The sequence below is a fragment of the Sphingobium fluminis genome (assembly GCF_037723805.1).
Taxonomy (GTDB): domain Bacteria; phylum Pseudomonadota; class Alphaproteobacteria; order Sphingomonadales; family Sphingomonadaceae; genus Sphingobium.
In genome coordinates this window covers 707,360-721,650 of the sequence record NZ_JBBJUK010000001.1, presented here as the reverse complement: position 1 = coordinate 721,650, position 14,291 = coordinate 707,360, and the positions used below count along the sequence as shown (strand labels likewise).

The 14,291-nt window shown below is 63.8% G+C and carries 10 protein-coding genes; 4 read left to right on the top strand and 6 right to left on the bottom strand.

Translation table 11 applies throughout. The annotated features are described in order from the left end of the window. Both fliE and WG907_RS03545 read right to left on the bottom strand, forming a co-directional pair. Positions 1-354: a flagellar hook-basal body complex protein FliE gene (gene fliE, locus WG907_RS03550; protein ID WP_340231219.1), complete on the bottom strand. Its 354-nt coding sequence runs from the start codon at positions 352-354 to the stop codon at positions 1-3. A gap of 14 nt (positions 355-368) precedes the next feature. Further along, positions 369-1,625: a sigma 54-interacting transcriptional regulator gene (locus WG907_RS03545; protein ID WP_340231217.1), complete on the bottom strand. Its 1,257-nt coding sequence runs from the start codon at positions 1,623-1,625 to the stop codon at positions 369-371. A 316-nt stretch (positions 1,626-1,941) separates the two neighbouring features. Between WG907_RS03545 and WG907_RS03540 the strand changes: the two genes are divergently transcribed. The 3 genes from WG907_RS03540 (at position 1,942) to mdoH (ending at position 6,414) form a co-directional block, all read left to right on the top strand. After that, complete coding sequence (locus tag WG907_RS03540; protein ID WP_340231216.1) at positions 1,942-2,760, top strand: flagellin N-terminal helical domain-containing protein; 819 nt, start codon at positions 1,942-1,944, stop codon at positions 2,758-2,760. Between the two features lie 202 nt (positions 2,761-2,962). Then, complete coding sequence (locus WG907_RS03535; protein WP_340231215.1) at positions 2,963-4,453, top strand: OpgD/OpgG family glucan biosynthesis protein; 1,491 nt, start codon at positions 2,963-2,965, stop codon at positions 4,451-4,453. 59 nt (positions 4,454-4,512) lie between these two features. Further along, the gene (mdoH, locus tag WG907_RS03530) at positions 4,513-6,414 is read left to right on the top strand and encodes a glucans biosynthesis glucosyltransferase MdoH (protein WP_340231214.1); all 1,902 of its coding nucleotides are present in this window, start codon (positions 4,513-4,515) and stop codon (positions 6,412-6,414) included. A 180-nt stretch (positions 6,415-6,594) separates the two neighbouring features. Here mdoH and WG907_RS03525 read toward each other — a convergent pair whose 3' ends face one another. After that, positions 6,595-7,509, bottom strand: coding sequence for an LLM class flavin-dependent oxidoreductase (locus WG907_RS03525; RefSeq protein ID WP_340231213.1), 915 nt, complete (start codon positions 7,507-7,509; stop codon positions 6,595-6,597). A 196-nt stretch (positions 7,510-7,705) separates the two neighbouring features. Between WG907_RS03525 and WG907_RS03520 the strand changes: the two genes are divergently transcribed. Continuing rightward, positions 7,706-10,282, top strand: a complete 2,577-nt coding sequence (locus WG907_RS03520) for a delta-60 repeat-containing protein (RefSeq protein WP_340231212.1) — start codon at positions 7,706-7,708, stop codon at positions 10,280-10,282. A gap of 301 nt (positions 10,283-10,583) precedes the next feature. Here the strand turns inward: WG907_RS03520 and WG907_RS03515 are convergent, their stop codons facing one another. From WG907_RS03515 to WG907_RS03505, 3 genes are read right to left on the bottom strand one after another with little or no spacing between them, the layout of a single operon-like run. Further along, positions 10,584-11,312 (bottom strand): FliA/WhiG family RNA polymerase sigma factor, encoded by a 729-nt coding sequence (locus WG907_RS03515; RefSeq protein ID WP_340231211.1) that lies wholly within the window; start codon positions 11,310-11,312, stop codon positions 10,584-10,586. Positions 11,313-11,326: 14 nt separating this feature from the next. Continuing rightward, entirely contained in the window at positions 11,327-13,447 is a 2,121-nt protein-coding gene (gene flhA / locus WG907_RS03510; RefSeq protein WP_340231210.1) for a flagellar biosynthesis protein FlhA, read from the bottom strand. Positions 13,448-13,456: 9 nt separating this feature from the next. Beyond that, a complete protein-coding gene (locus tag WG907_RS03505) occupies positions 13,457-14,260 on the bottom strand; it encodes a lysozyme family protein (protein WP_445326772.1) in 804 nt (267 codons plus the stop codon). Positions 14,261-14,291 lie beyond the last annotated feature (31 nt).

Genomic DNA, 14,291 nt, shown 5'->3' with positions numbered 1-14,291 from the left:
TTATACCGGCATGCTCATAATGTCCTTATAGGCGGACAGGAGTTTGTTGCGGACCTGAAGGGTCGCTTCGAAACTGATCGACGCCTGCTGCTTGGCGAGCATGACGCCGGCGATGTCGGTGGTCTCGCCGCGCTCGAACGAGGCGGCGGCTTCGCCGGCCTGATTCTGGAGGCCGTTGACCGATTGCAGGGCGGAATTGAGCGCCTCGGTAAAGCCGCCCGGTTGCGTAGCCCCACCAACGCCAGGCGCGCCGGACGCGCCGCCGGTCGAGGCGACATCGCGCAGCGCCGCATTTTTCTGAAGGATGGCGTTGCGGATCGCCATCACGCTGTCGGTCGGGGAAATGCCTGCCATGTCCTACGCTCCCTTCAAGCCGCTGCCAGCTCGCGCATCTCGGCGAGCCGATAGCGAAGCGTGCGTTCGGAAATGCCGAGCTTGCGCGCGGCGGCGGCGCGGTGGCCGTCTGTCTCGCGCAGCGCGAGGCGAATGGCCTCCAGCTTGGAATGATGCGCGACGTCGCGCAGCCGGACGGCCTCTGGCGCCGCCGGAACCGGCGAGACCATGCGCAAACGGGGTGCCGTCGCGATATGGAGATCGTGCCCATCGATCCGGTCGCCGTCCCGCAAAACGAGCGCGCGCTGAAGAACATTGCCCAGTTCGCGGGCATTGCCCGGCCAGGCATGATCGACGAGTTTGGCCACGGCCGCGGCGGTCGGCCAGATGAACGGGCCTTTCGCATTGTCATGATGGCGCAACAGGATGGCGGCGGCGATCGCGGCGATGTCGCCGGGGCGCTCGACCAGCGGGCGCATTTCCAGCGGCATCACATTCAGGCGCCAGTAAAGATCCTCGCGGAACCGGCCCGCTGCACATTCGTCGGCGAGATTGCGGTTGCACGCCGCGATCACGCGGACATTGACCGGCACCGGATGGCTCGCGCCGACTGGCAGGACTTCGCCTTCCTGAAGCGCGCGCAGCAGCTTGGCCTGAAGCGCCAGCGGCAGTTCGGCGATCTCGTCGAGGAACAGCGTGCCGCCGTCGGCCGCAAGGAACAGGCCCTCGGACGCGGCGGCCGCGCCGGTGAAGCTGCCCTTGCGATGGCCAAACAGCATCGCTTCCATCATCGTTTCGGGCAACGCCGCGCAATTGACCGCGATAAAGTCGCCGCTGGTGCGGCCCGACCGTGCGTGAAGGAAGCGCGCCATGCCCTCCTTGCCGGTGCCGGTATCGCCCTGGATCAGCACGGTGGCGTCGCTGCGCGCGACCCGGCTGGCGAGCGCCATCAGGCGGGCGCTGGCGCTGTCGCCGACGGCGGGCACGCCGGCGGGCCGGGCCAGTTCGGCGATCAACGCGAAGGCAAAGCCCATATCTTCAAGACCAAAGGCGACCCGGGCAGGCAGGCCGTTGGCGGCCGGCACCAGCGAGGGAGCGCCCTCGGCGATGGTGATTAATATGTCGCGATGAGTCGCATGGCCGATCTCGGTCGCCAGCAGGATGCGCCGGTCGTCCCGTTCGCGCGGCACAGCGGCGTCGATCGCTCGCACCGCGAAAAAGACATTTTCGAGCCAGTGCTGCAGGCCCGGAACGAGCGCGCATACTCCACGGCTCACGTCCACAGATGACATGGTCAGTCCCCAATAAATCGGCCGGTTAGTGCCCCCGCACGATCCTGACCCCTTCGATAGGGGCAATTTGCCGTCGCATGGTTATCATCTGGTTAACGATGTGCGTCCTTGCCGCTTGGGCGGCAATTTTATTCCGCCCGGCCGGCAAGCCGATCATACTCCTGTTCTACGCGCGCGCGTAGAGACCGGTCTTTTTTGGCGTCGTTCGGAGAAATTTCGATTTCTTCCTAAAGCCCTGCCCCACCCCGTCGTTATCCCCCCTGAGGCCGCAAGCGCCGCGTGGCAGCGACCTGATATTGAATGGAAAGGGAAACCCATGACTGTTATCGGAACCAACACTGCAGCGCTGCGCTCGGCCAACGCCTCGTCGATGGCCTCCAAATCGCTGCAAACCGCGATGGAGCGCCTGTCGACCGGCAAGCGCATCAACAGCGCGAAGGACGACGCCGCCGGCCTCGCCATCGCCTCCACCATGACCGCCTCGATCAAGGGCATGACCCAGGGCATCCGCAACGCCAATGACGGCATCAGCCTGGCGCAGACGGCGGAAGGTTCGCTCAACGAAGTCGCCAACATGCTCCAGCGCATGCGGGAACTGACCGTCCAGGCGCTGAACGGCACCAACGACACCAACGCCAAGACGAACATCACGTCGGAACTCGACCAGTTGTCGACGCAGATCAGCACGACGATGACCAACTCCAAGTTCAACGGCATCTCGCTGTTCCCCGCATCGGCCGCCACGGTCACGATCCAGGCCGGCGCGACCGCGAACGACACGGTCAGCCTGTCGCTGGGCGGCATCGGCCTCTCCGCCGTCGTTGGCGCCAGCACCGCGACCGTCAGCGCCGCATCCGCCACCACGTCGACCCTGGCGCTGTATGACACCGCCCTGTCGGACATCTCGACGGCGCAGGCCAAGCTCGGTGCGGCCCAGAACCGCCTGGAATCGACGGTCAACAACCTGACCACGAACGTCACCAACCTGACGGATGCCCGCAGCCGCATCGAAGACGCCGACTTCTCGGCCGAAACGACGGCGCTCGCCAAGCAGCAGATACTGAGCCAGGCGTCCACCGCGATGCTCGCCCAGGCGAACCAGAGCCAGCAGGGCGTGCTCAAGCTGATCGGCTAAGCCGACAAGAATTGACGGGTTGAGGTCTGGCCACCGCCAGCCCGTCAAGTCGCCCCGCCTATCAACAGTCCCCACCGGGCCGGACGCGACATCTTCGATCGAACGGTCACATCCGAAGCCTCCGTCCCCCCGGGCGGAGGCTTCATCGCGTTTGGGTGCCGCAATGGCTTGCAAAGCGGGCTCCAGCACCCATGATGGGGGCATGACCCTGATCGACCGACGCGCCATGATCGCCGCCTCCGGCGCGGCGCTGCTCCTGCCCCGCCCCCTTCTCGCACAAGACCGACCCGACATATTTTCATGGGACAGGCTGGTCGCCCGCGCGCAACGCCAGTCGCGAACTCCCTTCGAGGATATGCCGCCGCATCCGCGCGCGGCTTATGTGGATTATGACGCGATCAACCAGGCCCGCTTTCGTGACGAGCGGACGATCTGGGGCGATCTGCCCGGTGACACCGGCATCCGCCTGTTCCCCTTGAGCGCCACCGCGCCGCAGCCGGTGACGATCGCGCTCGTGGAGAACGGCCACGCCACGCCGCTTCGTTACGACCCCGCCCTGTTCGAAACACCCGGCGGCAATGCCGTGGCGGCGCTCGGCCCCGATGCGGGTTTTGCCGGCTTCCGCATCATGAACGCGGCGCGCGACGCCGACTGGCTTGCTTTTCTGGGTGCGAGCTATTTCCGCGCGGCCGGCGCGCAGAAGCAGTTCGGCCTGTCGGCTCGGGGGATCGCGATCAACACCAGCCTACCGGGCAAGGAAGAGTTTCCGCGCTTCACCCATTTCTGGCTTGAGCGCTCCGGCCCGACCAGCGTCACCGTTCATGCCTTGCTGGACGGCGCATCGATCACGGGAGCCTTCCGCTTCGTCAACAGCCTGACGCCGCAGGGCGTGCGGCAGGATGTGACGGCTGCGCTCTTTCCTCGCCGCGCGATCGAGGAACTGGGACTCATGCCCATGACCAGCATGTTCTGGCACGATCAGGCCAGTCGCGCGCAAGGCGCGTCCGACTGGCGACCCGAAGTGCATGATTCCGACATGCTCTCCATCCGTTCCGCAGATGGCACGGCGCATGCGCGACCGCTCGTCAACCCATCCCAGCCGCGCGCCAGCATCTTCGTCGAACCATCGAACCCCGGCTTCGGCCTGCTCCAGCGCGACCGGGATTTCGACCATTATCAGGACGACGGGGTCTTTTACGACCGCCGTCCCTCGCTGTGGGCAACCCCGGCCGCACCGAAAGGTGGCGGGCAGGTGCGCCTCTATGAATTCCCAACGACCAGCGAATATGTCGATAATGTCGCCGCCTACTGGACGCCTGCCGTTCCGCCGCGCGCCGGTGCGCGGATCGATGCCCGCTATCGGCTCGACTGGTCGTCGGCAACCGCGCCTGCGGCCGGTGGCATCGCACTGGTCGACGCGATCCGGCGAGGCGCGGCCGACGACCAGGGCGTTGAGCGGCTGGTCGTCGATTTTTCCGGCGTGCCGGACGGCGCGAAGCCGGATATCTGGACCGATGTAAACGGTGGCAGCCTGATGAAGCGCGCTGGCTATCCGATAGTGGGGAAGCGGGGTTTCTATCGTGTCGTTCTCGACGTCCGCCATGCGCAAGGCGGCACGGCGGATATTCGCCTTCAATTGCGGAGCGGACAGACCCCGTTCAGCGAATATGTGCATTATCCGCTCGGTGCGTAAACGGAACCCGCAGGCGGGCGATCGGTTTCGATATCGAATCAGTCATGAACGGAATCGCAATGAAAGCCACCGAAGGCCGAACCGCGGCGGAAATAGCGGTGGATAACAGCGCCCTTCCCCCGGCGTTCGAAAATGTGCCGGCGCCAGCCCCGATCGCGATGCCGGTGCAGGATTTTTCGGCGCGCCCCGCCCCCGGTCCCTCGCGTCCCGTCAATATCGACCTGTGGGCGCGGCGGATGCTGGTCGTACTGCTCGCCCTGCTGCCGGCGTCGATGGCTGCGCATGAAATGCGCCGCTCGATCGGCCTCGATGGCATTTCGCTGTGGGAGGGCGTCTATCTCGCGCTGTTCATTCCTTTGTTCGCGTGGATCGCTTTTGGTTTCGCGACCAGCCTGATCGGTTTCCTGTTGCTGACCATAGGCAAGGGTCGGGGGGTTCGCCCTTATTCGCCGCGTGTCACGACGCCGCTAGCGGGGCTGACCGCGATCCTGCTGCCGGTATGCAATGAGGATTTTCTGGGCGTGCTCGGGCGGCTGTCGATCATGGAGCGGTCGTTGACGCGGGTGATGGGGGGCGAACGGTTCGAGTTCTTCATCCTGTCCGATTCCAACCCGGAAAATGGCGCGGTCGAGCGCAAGGCCTATGAGGAAATGCGCGCCGCCTTCTCCCGCCCGGTCTATTATCGTCGCCGGGCGCTGAACATTGGGCGCAAGCCCGGCAATATCGCCGAGTGGGTGCAGCGGTTCGGCGGCGGTTATGACCATATGATCGTGCTGGATGCCGACAGCGTGATGAGCGGGCAGACGATGGCGCGGCTCGCCGTCGATATGGAGCGCCATCCGCATGTCGGCCTGATCCAGACGGTGCCGACCGTCATGGGGGCGACGACGCTGTTTGCACGCTGGCAGCAATTTGCGAGCCGTCTCTATGGCCCGACCTCCGCCGCCGGGATGATCTGGTGGGCGGGCAGCGAGGGCATGTTCTGGGGCCATAACGCCATCGTCCGGGTACGGGCTTTTGCGGAAAGCTGCGGGCTGCCCGAACTGCCGGGGCGCGCGCCGTTCGGCGGGCATATCATGAGCCACGACATGCTGGAGGCGGCGTTGCTGCGGCGGCGCGGCTGGGATGTGCATATGGTGAGCGCCGACGATAGTTTCGAAGAATTTCCGCCGGCGATGCCCGACCTGTTCACGCGCGACCGGCGCTGGTGCCAGGGCAATATCCAGCATGTGCCGCTGATCGGCAAGATCGCCGGTCTGCATCCGGTCAACCGGTTCCAGTTGCTGGTCGGGGCGTCCGCCTATTGTACATCGCCCTTGTGGCTGGCGCTGATGCTGGTCGTGCTGGGCGGGGCGGTCGCGGGGATGTGGCCCGCCGCCGCCGTGCTGCCATCGGGCGGGTTGCTGGCGCTGACCGCCATCCTGTTATTTGGTCCCAAGCTCTTCGCCATGATCTGGGCCGTGGCCGATCCCGCACGGCGCATCGGCTTTGGCGGGGCGGGGCGGATGGCGCGGGGGGTGATCGTCGATATCGCCCTGTCGATCCTGATGGCTCCGGTCGCGATGCTGACCCAGACGATCAACCTGTTCGGCATATTGCTGGGGCGCAAAAGCAGCTGGAACGGCCAAACCCGCGATCGCGACGGGATGGCCATCACCAGCGCGATCTGGCTGTTCAAATGGCATCTGATGCTGGGCGCCGGCCTGCTCGCGCTGGCGATCCGGGCGGATTCCGTCGGCTGGATCATGCCTGTGGTTGCGGGGCTGTTCGCAGCGCCCGTGCTGGCGGCGGTGACGGCACGTAAGGATATGGGCGCGCGCGCCGAACGCAGCGGACTGTTCCAGGTGGCCGACCCCTGGTGGCAATCGCAGGGCTATAAGCCGCTGCGGCATCGCTGGACTTTGGCGCGGCGGGTGTTCGCGCGGAAAAAGGATGAGGCGGCGCCGGCCAATGACGGGTGATCCGGGCTTAACTTCGCATATTTCCCGCACATCGTTGGCATTTATTGCTTGATCGCGTAATTTTCGAAAAGTCATCGACCGCCGGAAATAGGAGCGCGGCCGCCATCATTGCCGGACAATTTAAAGAACCGCATTCAGTTTACATGGTTCGGACGAAATAGGACAGCGCCGTGGTTAAGCCTAACGCTGTTCGACCTGGGGCAGTATTTCGGTCGCCACCAGGCGCGTTTGTTCGAGCAGGTCGGCCGGGTCGTGCGCGATCGGCAGGGCGACGAATTTCGAAATGCCCGCCTCCACGAAGCGGCGAAACAGGGCGACGACCTGCTCGGGACTGCCGGTGGCGAACAGATCGGCATCGGGTATGTCGTCGGCGATTTTCAGCCGCGCGCGCAGTTGCGCCGTGACCGCCGGGTCCTGCGCGCCGCCGATCCGGACCGGCACCGTCACGCCATAATGATCGGCGTCGATGCTGCGCCCCGTTTCCAACAGCGCCGCCCTGATCCGCGCGACCACATCGGCCGCCGTCGCGGGCGTGGTGAAGCCGCCGAGCCAGCCGTCGCCCATCGCCGCGCTGCGCTGGATCGCAGCCTCTGAATCGCCGCCGATCCAGAGCGGCAGCGGCTTGGCCGGCCGAGGCGAAACGCCCGCGCCCTCATAGCGGAAATGCGCGCCGGTAAAGGACACGTTTTCCTGTTCGAGCAGGGCGCGGATCAGGATGATCGCCTCGTTCGAGCGTTGGCCGCGAGTTTTGGGCGGCTGGCCGGTCGCGGCCCAATAGGGGTCGAACGGCCCGCCGACCCCGAACACCGGCAGGAGTCTGCCCGGCGCGAGGAAAGCGATCGTCGCGAACTGCTTGGCGACGACGAGGGGGTCGCGATAGGGCACCACCAGCGCGTTGGTGCCAAAGCGCAGCCTCTTCGTCCGCGCGGCAAGGGCGGCCAGCATCGCGATCGGCTCAACGCCCGGGCCGACAAGCTGGTCCGAATGCCAGATGCTGTCGATGCCCGCCTCCTCGCACAGATCGACCCAGCGCCAATAGTCGTCCGGCGAGTGGGGCGCCGTCAGGCCGCTGCTGATGCCGATCCTGATGCTCATAAGGGGCTTTCCGTTTGCTGGTTCGGGTCAAGAGGCGCGAGGTATTGCGCCAGCGCGCTATGTAGTGTTTGATTTGCGCTGGACCATAGACAGTGGCTGAAGATATAAAGTAAACATTGTGCGCAAGTATTCCTTGCCGGTCTGTCTAATACCCTTATTCCAGTCAGTGTGACTGCGAGGGATGAGAGGACAGACGATGGCGGACGGTGTTGTAGTCACAGACCTGGGTGGTTCCGACGAAGGGCTCAGCCTCGTCCGCCAGTCCGACGGAAAATTCCTGGCGGGGGGCAATTCCGACGGTAATTTCGCCCTTGTCCGCTATAATGCTGACGGAACGCTCGACACTTCCTTTGGCAATTCAGGCCGGGTCATAACCGCCATTGGCGGGCAAAATCATCTGAGCAGCATCGCCTTGCAGGGCGATGGCAAGATCGTGGCAGCGGGCGTCGCGGACGGTAATGTCGCGATCGTTCGCTATAATGTGGATGGGTCGCTAGACAGCAGCTTTGATGGCGACGGGCGGGTTACAACCGACCTGGGCGGCAACGAGCTGATCTACGACGTCACCCTCCAGGCTGACGGAAAAATTCTGACGGTCGGTCAGGGCGGCGGCACGACGGGCGTGATCTTGCGCTACAACAACGATGGCTCGCTCGACAGCAGCTTCGACAGCGATGGCATTTTGAGCCCCCCGTTACAGGGCACGCAGCCCTTCGTGCTTTATAACGTCACAGTGCAGGCAAATGGCCGCATCCTCACTGGTGGCATCACGAGCAGTTCCGACATCTTTGTTCTAGGGCTCACACCGGACGGTATAGCTGATACAAGCTGGAGTGGTGATGGCCGGGCCGATCCTGATGGCGGCGGCCCGCGATCATTCAGACATTATATCGGCGATCTTGAAACAGATGCACAGGGCCGTGTCACACTCGGCGGCACCTATATCAGCAATTCGTTTGGCTTTTCGACCAATTATGTTGCGCAATTCAACGCCGACGGGAGCAACTATGCGCGGTCGTTGGTGGGGACGCCAGAGTTTGATATTCGCGGTGATTCCGGACTGATCCTTCTGGGCGGATACTTGAGCGCGCTGAGCCCGAATTTCACCTACGACACCAATTTCGGCAATAATGGTACGGCGGTGTTTAATCAGGCCGTGCACGGCATCACAAGCGGTGCCGACATCGAAATATTGTCCAATGGGCAATTCATGGTGCTTGGCGGCTCGGGCAGCGATTTCGTGCTTGAGCGCTTCTATGCGAATGGCGCGCTCGACAGGAGTTTTGGTGGTGGGGTGATCGGCGGATCCCTTAATCAGTTGGTCGGAACTAATGGACCTGATCCAATTGTGGGCACGGACGGGGGCGACAAGATATCGGGCCTGGATGGCAACGACTATCTGGCTGGTGGCGGTGGTGACGATGTGCTGCTGGGCGGCGCGGGCGATGACATTCTGGCTGGCGGCGAAGGCAATGATTATCTGGACGGTGGCGACGGCAACGACACGGCCGACTACAGCATGACCGGATGGAGCATTGATATCAGATTGTCGAACGGCATGCCTTCCGATGCCAATTTAGGCAACACCAATGGCTTCGACGGACTGGCATCAATCGAGAACATCGTCGGCGGCATCGGCAATGACAAGCTGACCGGCAACGACCAGGCCAACATCCTGACCGGCGGGCGTGGCAATGATTATCTACTGGGCGGGGGCGGCGACGACATATTGATCGGCGGTAGCGACCAGAATATTCTTGACGGCGGCACAGGGGCCGACCTGCTCAACGGAGAAGGGGGATATTCCTACGCCGACTATACAAACGCAGCAACCGGCGTTCATGCCTACCTCACCTGGCTGGACGGCAATATGGGCGAGGCGGCGGGCGACAGATATGTCGGCATCGGCGGCCTGATCGGATCGAATTTCGGCGATATATTGAGTGGGGACGGCGCCGATAATACCATCATCGGTAATGCCGGTAACGACTGGTTGCTCGGGCAGGCGGGCGCTGATTATCTGGTAGGCGGCGCGGGTAACGACGTGCTGATTGGTGGCGCGGGCAACGATCTGATGGACGGCGGCGACGGTATGGACGTCGCCTATTATCGTGATGCAACCGCATCGGTTTATTCGGTCGCCGCGCATGGCGCGAAGGACAATATGGTCGATGGCCAAAACTACGGGATCGCGATCGACCTAAACAACATCAATAATAATTTCGGCGATGCATTGGTCGACGGGCTTGTGAACGTCGAAAGCATCTGGGGATCGGCGTTTGACGATGTCATCGGCGCTGACAATTCTGGCAGCCAGCTCGCTGGGTTCGAAGGAAATGACCATCTTGACGCACGCGGGGGTGATGACAGCCTCTATGGCGGTGCCGGGCAGGATATCTTGACGGGTGGTTCGGGGTTCGACGATTTCTACTACCTGTCCCATTATGATCATCTAAACGAGTTTGGCACGCCGGAACCTAATGAGGGCGGTGACATCATTACCGATTTTCTCTCGGGCGTCGATCACATCACCGTTAGCCGCTACTGGTTCGGCTTCGGCAATATCGCAGGCCCCGCGGCTGCGCTGACGATCGCCGAAACGGACTTCGTCACCAATGACCAGGCAAGTACGTCCAAACCCACTTTCCTGTGGAACGCAGCAACCCATGAACTGAATTTCGACGCTGATGGCAGCGGGGCTACATCGGCCGTGCTGTTGGCGACATTGTCATCAACATCGAGCCTGATCCTGAGCGATATTTGGACCGCCTAACATTATAATTAATTGCAGTCATCCAGCGACGTAAAAAACGCTGGTGCGCAATTGGTGGGTTCCTCGATCGTGCACCCGATAGTCGCCCGTCAGCTGAACCTCCTTCCCGTCATCTCCGTGCAGGCGGGGACTCAGCTTTCCTTGAGTGGAGCAGCTGTGGGGGCACCATGGATGCCCGCCTTCGCGGGATGACGGGTGGAGTTGGGGGGTGCTGGTCCTGTCCGGTGTTCAGTGGGCTGGACGGTTGGGAGATATTCAGACGGGGTGGCTTTTAATCGCGTGGGGACGCTAACGAGCCCCCTCAATCCCAGTCACGCAGCTTCTCGCGCAATTTGTCGAGCGCCGCCTTCTTGATCTGACATACGCGGGCCGCGCCGATGTCCAGCGTCTGGCCGATTTCCTCCAGGTTCAGTTCCTCGACGAAATAGAGTTGCAGCACCAGCGCCTCGCGCTGGGGGAGTTCGCCGATGCAGGCCGCCAGCGCCTTTTTCAGGGACTCGCGCTCCATAACGTCGTCGGCGCGGTCCTCGACGTCGGCGAACCACATCGACTGGTCGGAATAGACCTCGTCCATGCTGGTGTGCTGGATCATTTCGACGCCGTCGGCCATTTCGCGATAGTCGGACGGCTCCATTTCCATGGCGGCGGACATTTCCGCTTCGGTGGGCAAACGACCCAGCTTCTGTTCGAGCGCGTTGCGGGCGGACGCCAGTTGCTTGCGCTGCGCCATGGCGGAGCGGCTGAGCGTCGCCTGACGGCGCAGATGGTCGATCATGCCACCGCGCACGCGCAGTTGCGCATAGGCGGCAAAGCCAAGGCCGCGATCCTCGAAACTGTTGGCTGCCTCGACCAGCGCGACCATGCCGATCTGGAGCAAATCCTCGATCTCGATCGCGCTCGAAACCCGGCCATGGACGTGCCAGGCAATCTTGCGGACGAGCGGCATATATTGGCGCGCGAGCCGTTCGGGGCTGTTGTCGCCGGGCTTGCCATAGGTGTGGGCGCCAGCCGAAATCTTGTTCAAATACATAAGGCGGCTCCTCTTTACGCCACGCGTTCGCGGGTCGGCGCCGGATCATGGCGCGGCACGGGCCGCTGTTCCCCGCCGACGACGGCGACGACCTCCACGCCCTTGCCGTCGGGGATCTCGAGGAAGGACAGCACCGGCGTTTCGGGCAGGTGCGGCTTGAACAGGCGGGCGAGCGCACGACGCGCCACGGGCGAGGTGACGATGGCGAAGTTGCGCGCCTGCCCCAGGATGGGCCGCGCGGCGGTGATGACCGCTTCGATGATGCGGTTGGCGAGCGCGGGTTCGATCGGGTGGCGGGCGTCGCCCGCGATGCGCATCGCCTGCGCCAGCAGCGCTTCGAGATCGCCATCGAGGGTGATGACGGGGAGCGGCATCTTGACCGGCACGAGGCCCTGGATGATGAGCGCGCCGATCCGCTGGCGCACGGCTTCGACGAGCTGGTCGAGGTTCATGTCGGGCCGGGCGGCGTCGACCATCGCCTCACAGATGCGGCGGAAATCCTTGAGCGCGATCCCCTCGGCGAGGAGTGCGCGGCACAGCGCGCTGATCTGCGCTAGGCTGAGGATCGCGGGGGTCAGGCCGTCGACCAGTTGGGGCGCGGCGTCCTTGAGATTGTCGAGCAGCTTGCGGGTTTCGTCCAGGCCGAACATTTCGGCGGCGTTCATCGCAATCAGCTGGTTGAGATGGGTCGCGACCACCGTCGGCGGATCGACCACGGTATAGCCCGCGACCACCGCCTCGCTGCGCTTGGCCTGCGAAATCCACACGGCGTCGAGGCCGAAGGTCGGGTCCTTGGCGGCGCGGCCGGCGACGGTGCCGTCCAGCGCCCCGCTGTCGAGTGCGAGCAGGTCCTCGGGCCAGATTTCGTCCTCGCCGACGACCACGCCGGCAATGGTAATGCGATATTGATTGGGTTCGAGCGCGAGATTGTCCTTCACCCGGACCATCGGCACGACGAAGCCGAGTTCCTTCGACAATTGGCGGCGGATGCCGGTGATGCGCGCCATCAGCGGCGCGCCCTTGCGCTCGTCGACCAGGCCGATGAGGCCATAGCCGATCTCAAGGCCCAGGATCGCGCCGTCGGAGACGTCATTCCATTCGATCAGCGCGGGATTTTCGGCGGGCGGCGCGGGTGCGGGGGCGTTCGCCTTGGCTTTGGCGGTCTTGCGCAACTGCCAGGCGATGAAGCCGGCGAAGGCGGCGGCGGGCAGGATGATCATATGCGGCATGCCGGGCAGCACGCCGAGGAAACCCATGATCGCGGCCACCGGAATCCAGGCGCGGCTGGAGCCGAACTGGCCCGCGACCTGACCCGACAGATCCTGTTCGCTCTTGACGCGGGTGACGATGGAGGCGGCGGCGATCGACAGCAGAAGCGCGGGGATCTGCGCGACGAGGCCGTCGCCGATGGCGAGCAATATATAGGTCTGCGCGGCGTCGGCCATCGACAGGCCGTGGCTGACGACGCCAAGGATGATGCCGCCAAGAATGTTGATCGCCAGGATCAGGATGCCGGCGACCGCGTCGCCCTTCACGAATTTGCTGGCACCGTCCATCGAACCGTAGAAATCGGCTTCGGTCGCGACTTCGGCGCGGCGCAGCTTGGCTTCTTCGGGGGTCATCAGACCGGCGTTGAGATCGGCGTCGATCGCCATTTGCTTGCCCGGCAGGGCGTCGAGGGTGAAGCGCGCGCTGACTTCGGAGACGCGGCCCGCGCCCTTGGTGATGACGACCAGATTGATGATCATCAGGATCGCGAAGACGAAGATGCCGACGACATAGTCGCCGCCGATCAGGAAATGGCCGAACGCCTCGATCACATGACCCGCCGAATCGGTGCCTTCATGCCCGTTCACGAGCACGACGCGGGTCGAGGCGACGTTGAGCGCGAGGCGCAGCAGGGTCGCGAACAGCAATACCGTGGGAAAGCTGGAAAAATCGAGCGGCTTGGCGGCGTTCAAGGCCACCATCAGCACCGCAAGGCTGATCATGATGTTGGTGATGAAGCCGATATCCAGCATGACCGCGGGCACCGGGACCATCATGAACAGCACGACCATGAGCGTGGCGACCGGCAGCACCGCGCCCTTGGCGGCGCTCATCCAGATCTTCGCTTTGACTTGGGCAGGCGTCATATCGGGCCGTTACCTTCCGAGGGTGGCGAGCATGAGATAGGCGAGGCGCGCGGTGTGCGGCTGGGGCACGGCGGTCACGTCGGCGGCGCTGGCGAGGCGTTGGGTTTCGATGCGGACATAGTCGGCCGGTTGCACGGTCTTCGCGCCGTCGGGCAGCGATGCGTCGGCATATTGGATCGCGCCGCCGCCGATCGAATCGACGCCCTTTTGCAGCTTGGCGGCGAAACGGTCGCGAATGTCGGCGAAGCTCCGCGCGTTGCCGGCACGATCGTAGAAGATCGAGCGGTTGGCGCGCGCGGCGGCGGGGAAGATCGAGGCGGCGGTCGCGTTGGGCGACCGGTCGTTTACCGACAGGAATTTGGATGCGCCGCCCAGCCCGAGAAAATGGGCGAGATAAAGATCGACGGGCTGCGCTTCGCGGCCGAGGCGCGCTTCGAGATAATCCTTGTTGTCGGCGGCATGCTGCGCCGCCATGACCGAAGCGGTCTCGGGGTGCTTGCGCAGGTCGAGTATCTGCTGGCGCAGTTCGGGGTCGGCGACATAATAGCGGCCATTGGCCCCCCGGCTGATCGCATCTGCGGCCCAGCCCAGATTATAGTCGCTGCCATGTTTGTCGATGACGGCGAGCCAGCTCTGGTCCACGAACTGATAAAGGCCGGTCGCGGAGGATGTCGCGGCGCGGGCGTTGGGATTGAGGCTGCTCTCGATCTTGGCCTGCCCGAGCAGATAGGAAAAGTCGACGCCGGTGCGGCGCGACGCCATGGCGATCGCGTTGGTCACGCGGTTGCCTGTCGATGCCCCCGATACGGCCATGTCTGCAAATGCCGACAATTGAACAATCCCC

Excerpts from the sequence above, each read along its gene's own strand:
- WG907_RS03545 (WP_340231217.1), bottom strand. The coding sequence starts at position 1,625 with ATGTCATCTGTGGACGTGAGCCGTGGAGTATGCGCGCTCGTTCCGGGC.
- WG907_RS03515 (WP_340231211.1), bottom strand. The coding sequence starts at position 11,312 with ATGTATTTGAACAAGATTTCGGCTGGCGCCCACACCTATGGCAAGCCC.
- WG907_RS03535 (WP_340231215.1), top strand. The coding sequence starts at position 2,963 with ATGACCCTGATCGACCGACGCGCCATGATCGCCGCCTCCGGCGCGGCG.
- WG907_RS03540 (WP_340231216.1), top strand. The coding sequence starts at position 1,942 with ATGACTGTTATCGGAACCAACACTGCAGCGCTGCGCTCGGCCAACGCC.
- mdoH (WP_340231214.1), top strand. The coding sequence starts at position 4,513 with ATGAAAGCCACCGAAGGCCGAACCGCGGCGGAAATAGCGGTGGATAAC.
- WG907_RS03525 (WP_340231213.1), bottom strand. The coding sequence starts at position 7,509 with ATGAGCATCAGGATCGGCATCAGCAGCGGCCTGACGGCGCCCCACTCG.
- flhA (WP_340231210.1), bottom strand. The coding sequence starts at position 13,447 with ATGACGCCTGCCCAAGTCAAAGCGAAGATCTGGATGAGCGCCGCCAAG.
- WG907_RS03505 (WP_445326772.1), bottom strand. The coding sequence starts at position 14,260 with ATGGCCGTATCGGGGGCATCGACAGGCAACCGCGTGACCAACGCGATC.
- fliE (WP_340231219.1), bottom strand. The coding sequence starts at position 354 with ATGGCAGGCATTTCCCCGACCGACAGCGTGATGGCGATCCGCAACGCC.
- WG907_RS03520 (WP_340231212.1), top strand. The coding sequence starts at position 7,706 with ATGGCGGACGGTGTTGTAGTCACAGACCTGGGTGGTTCCGACGAAGGG.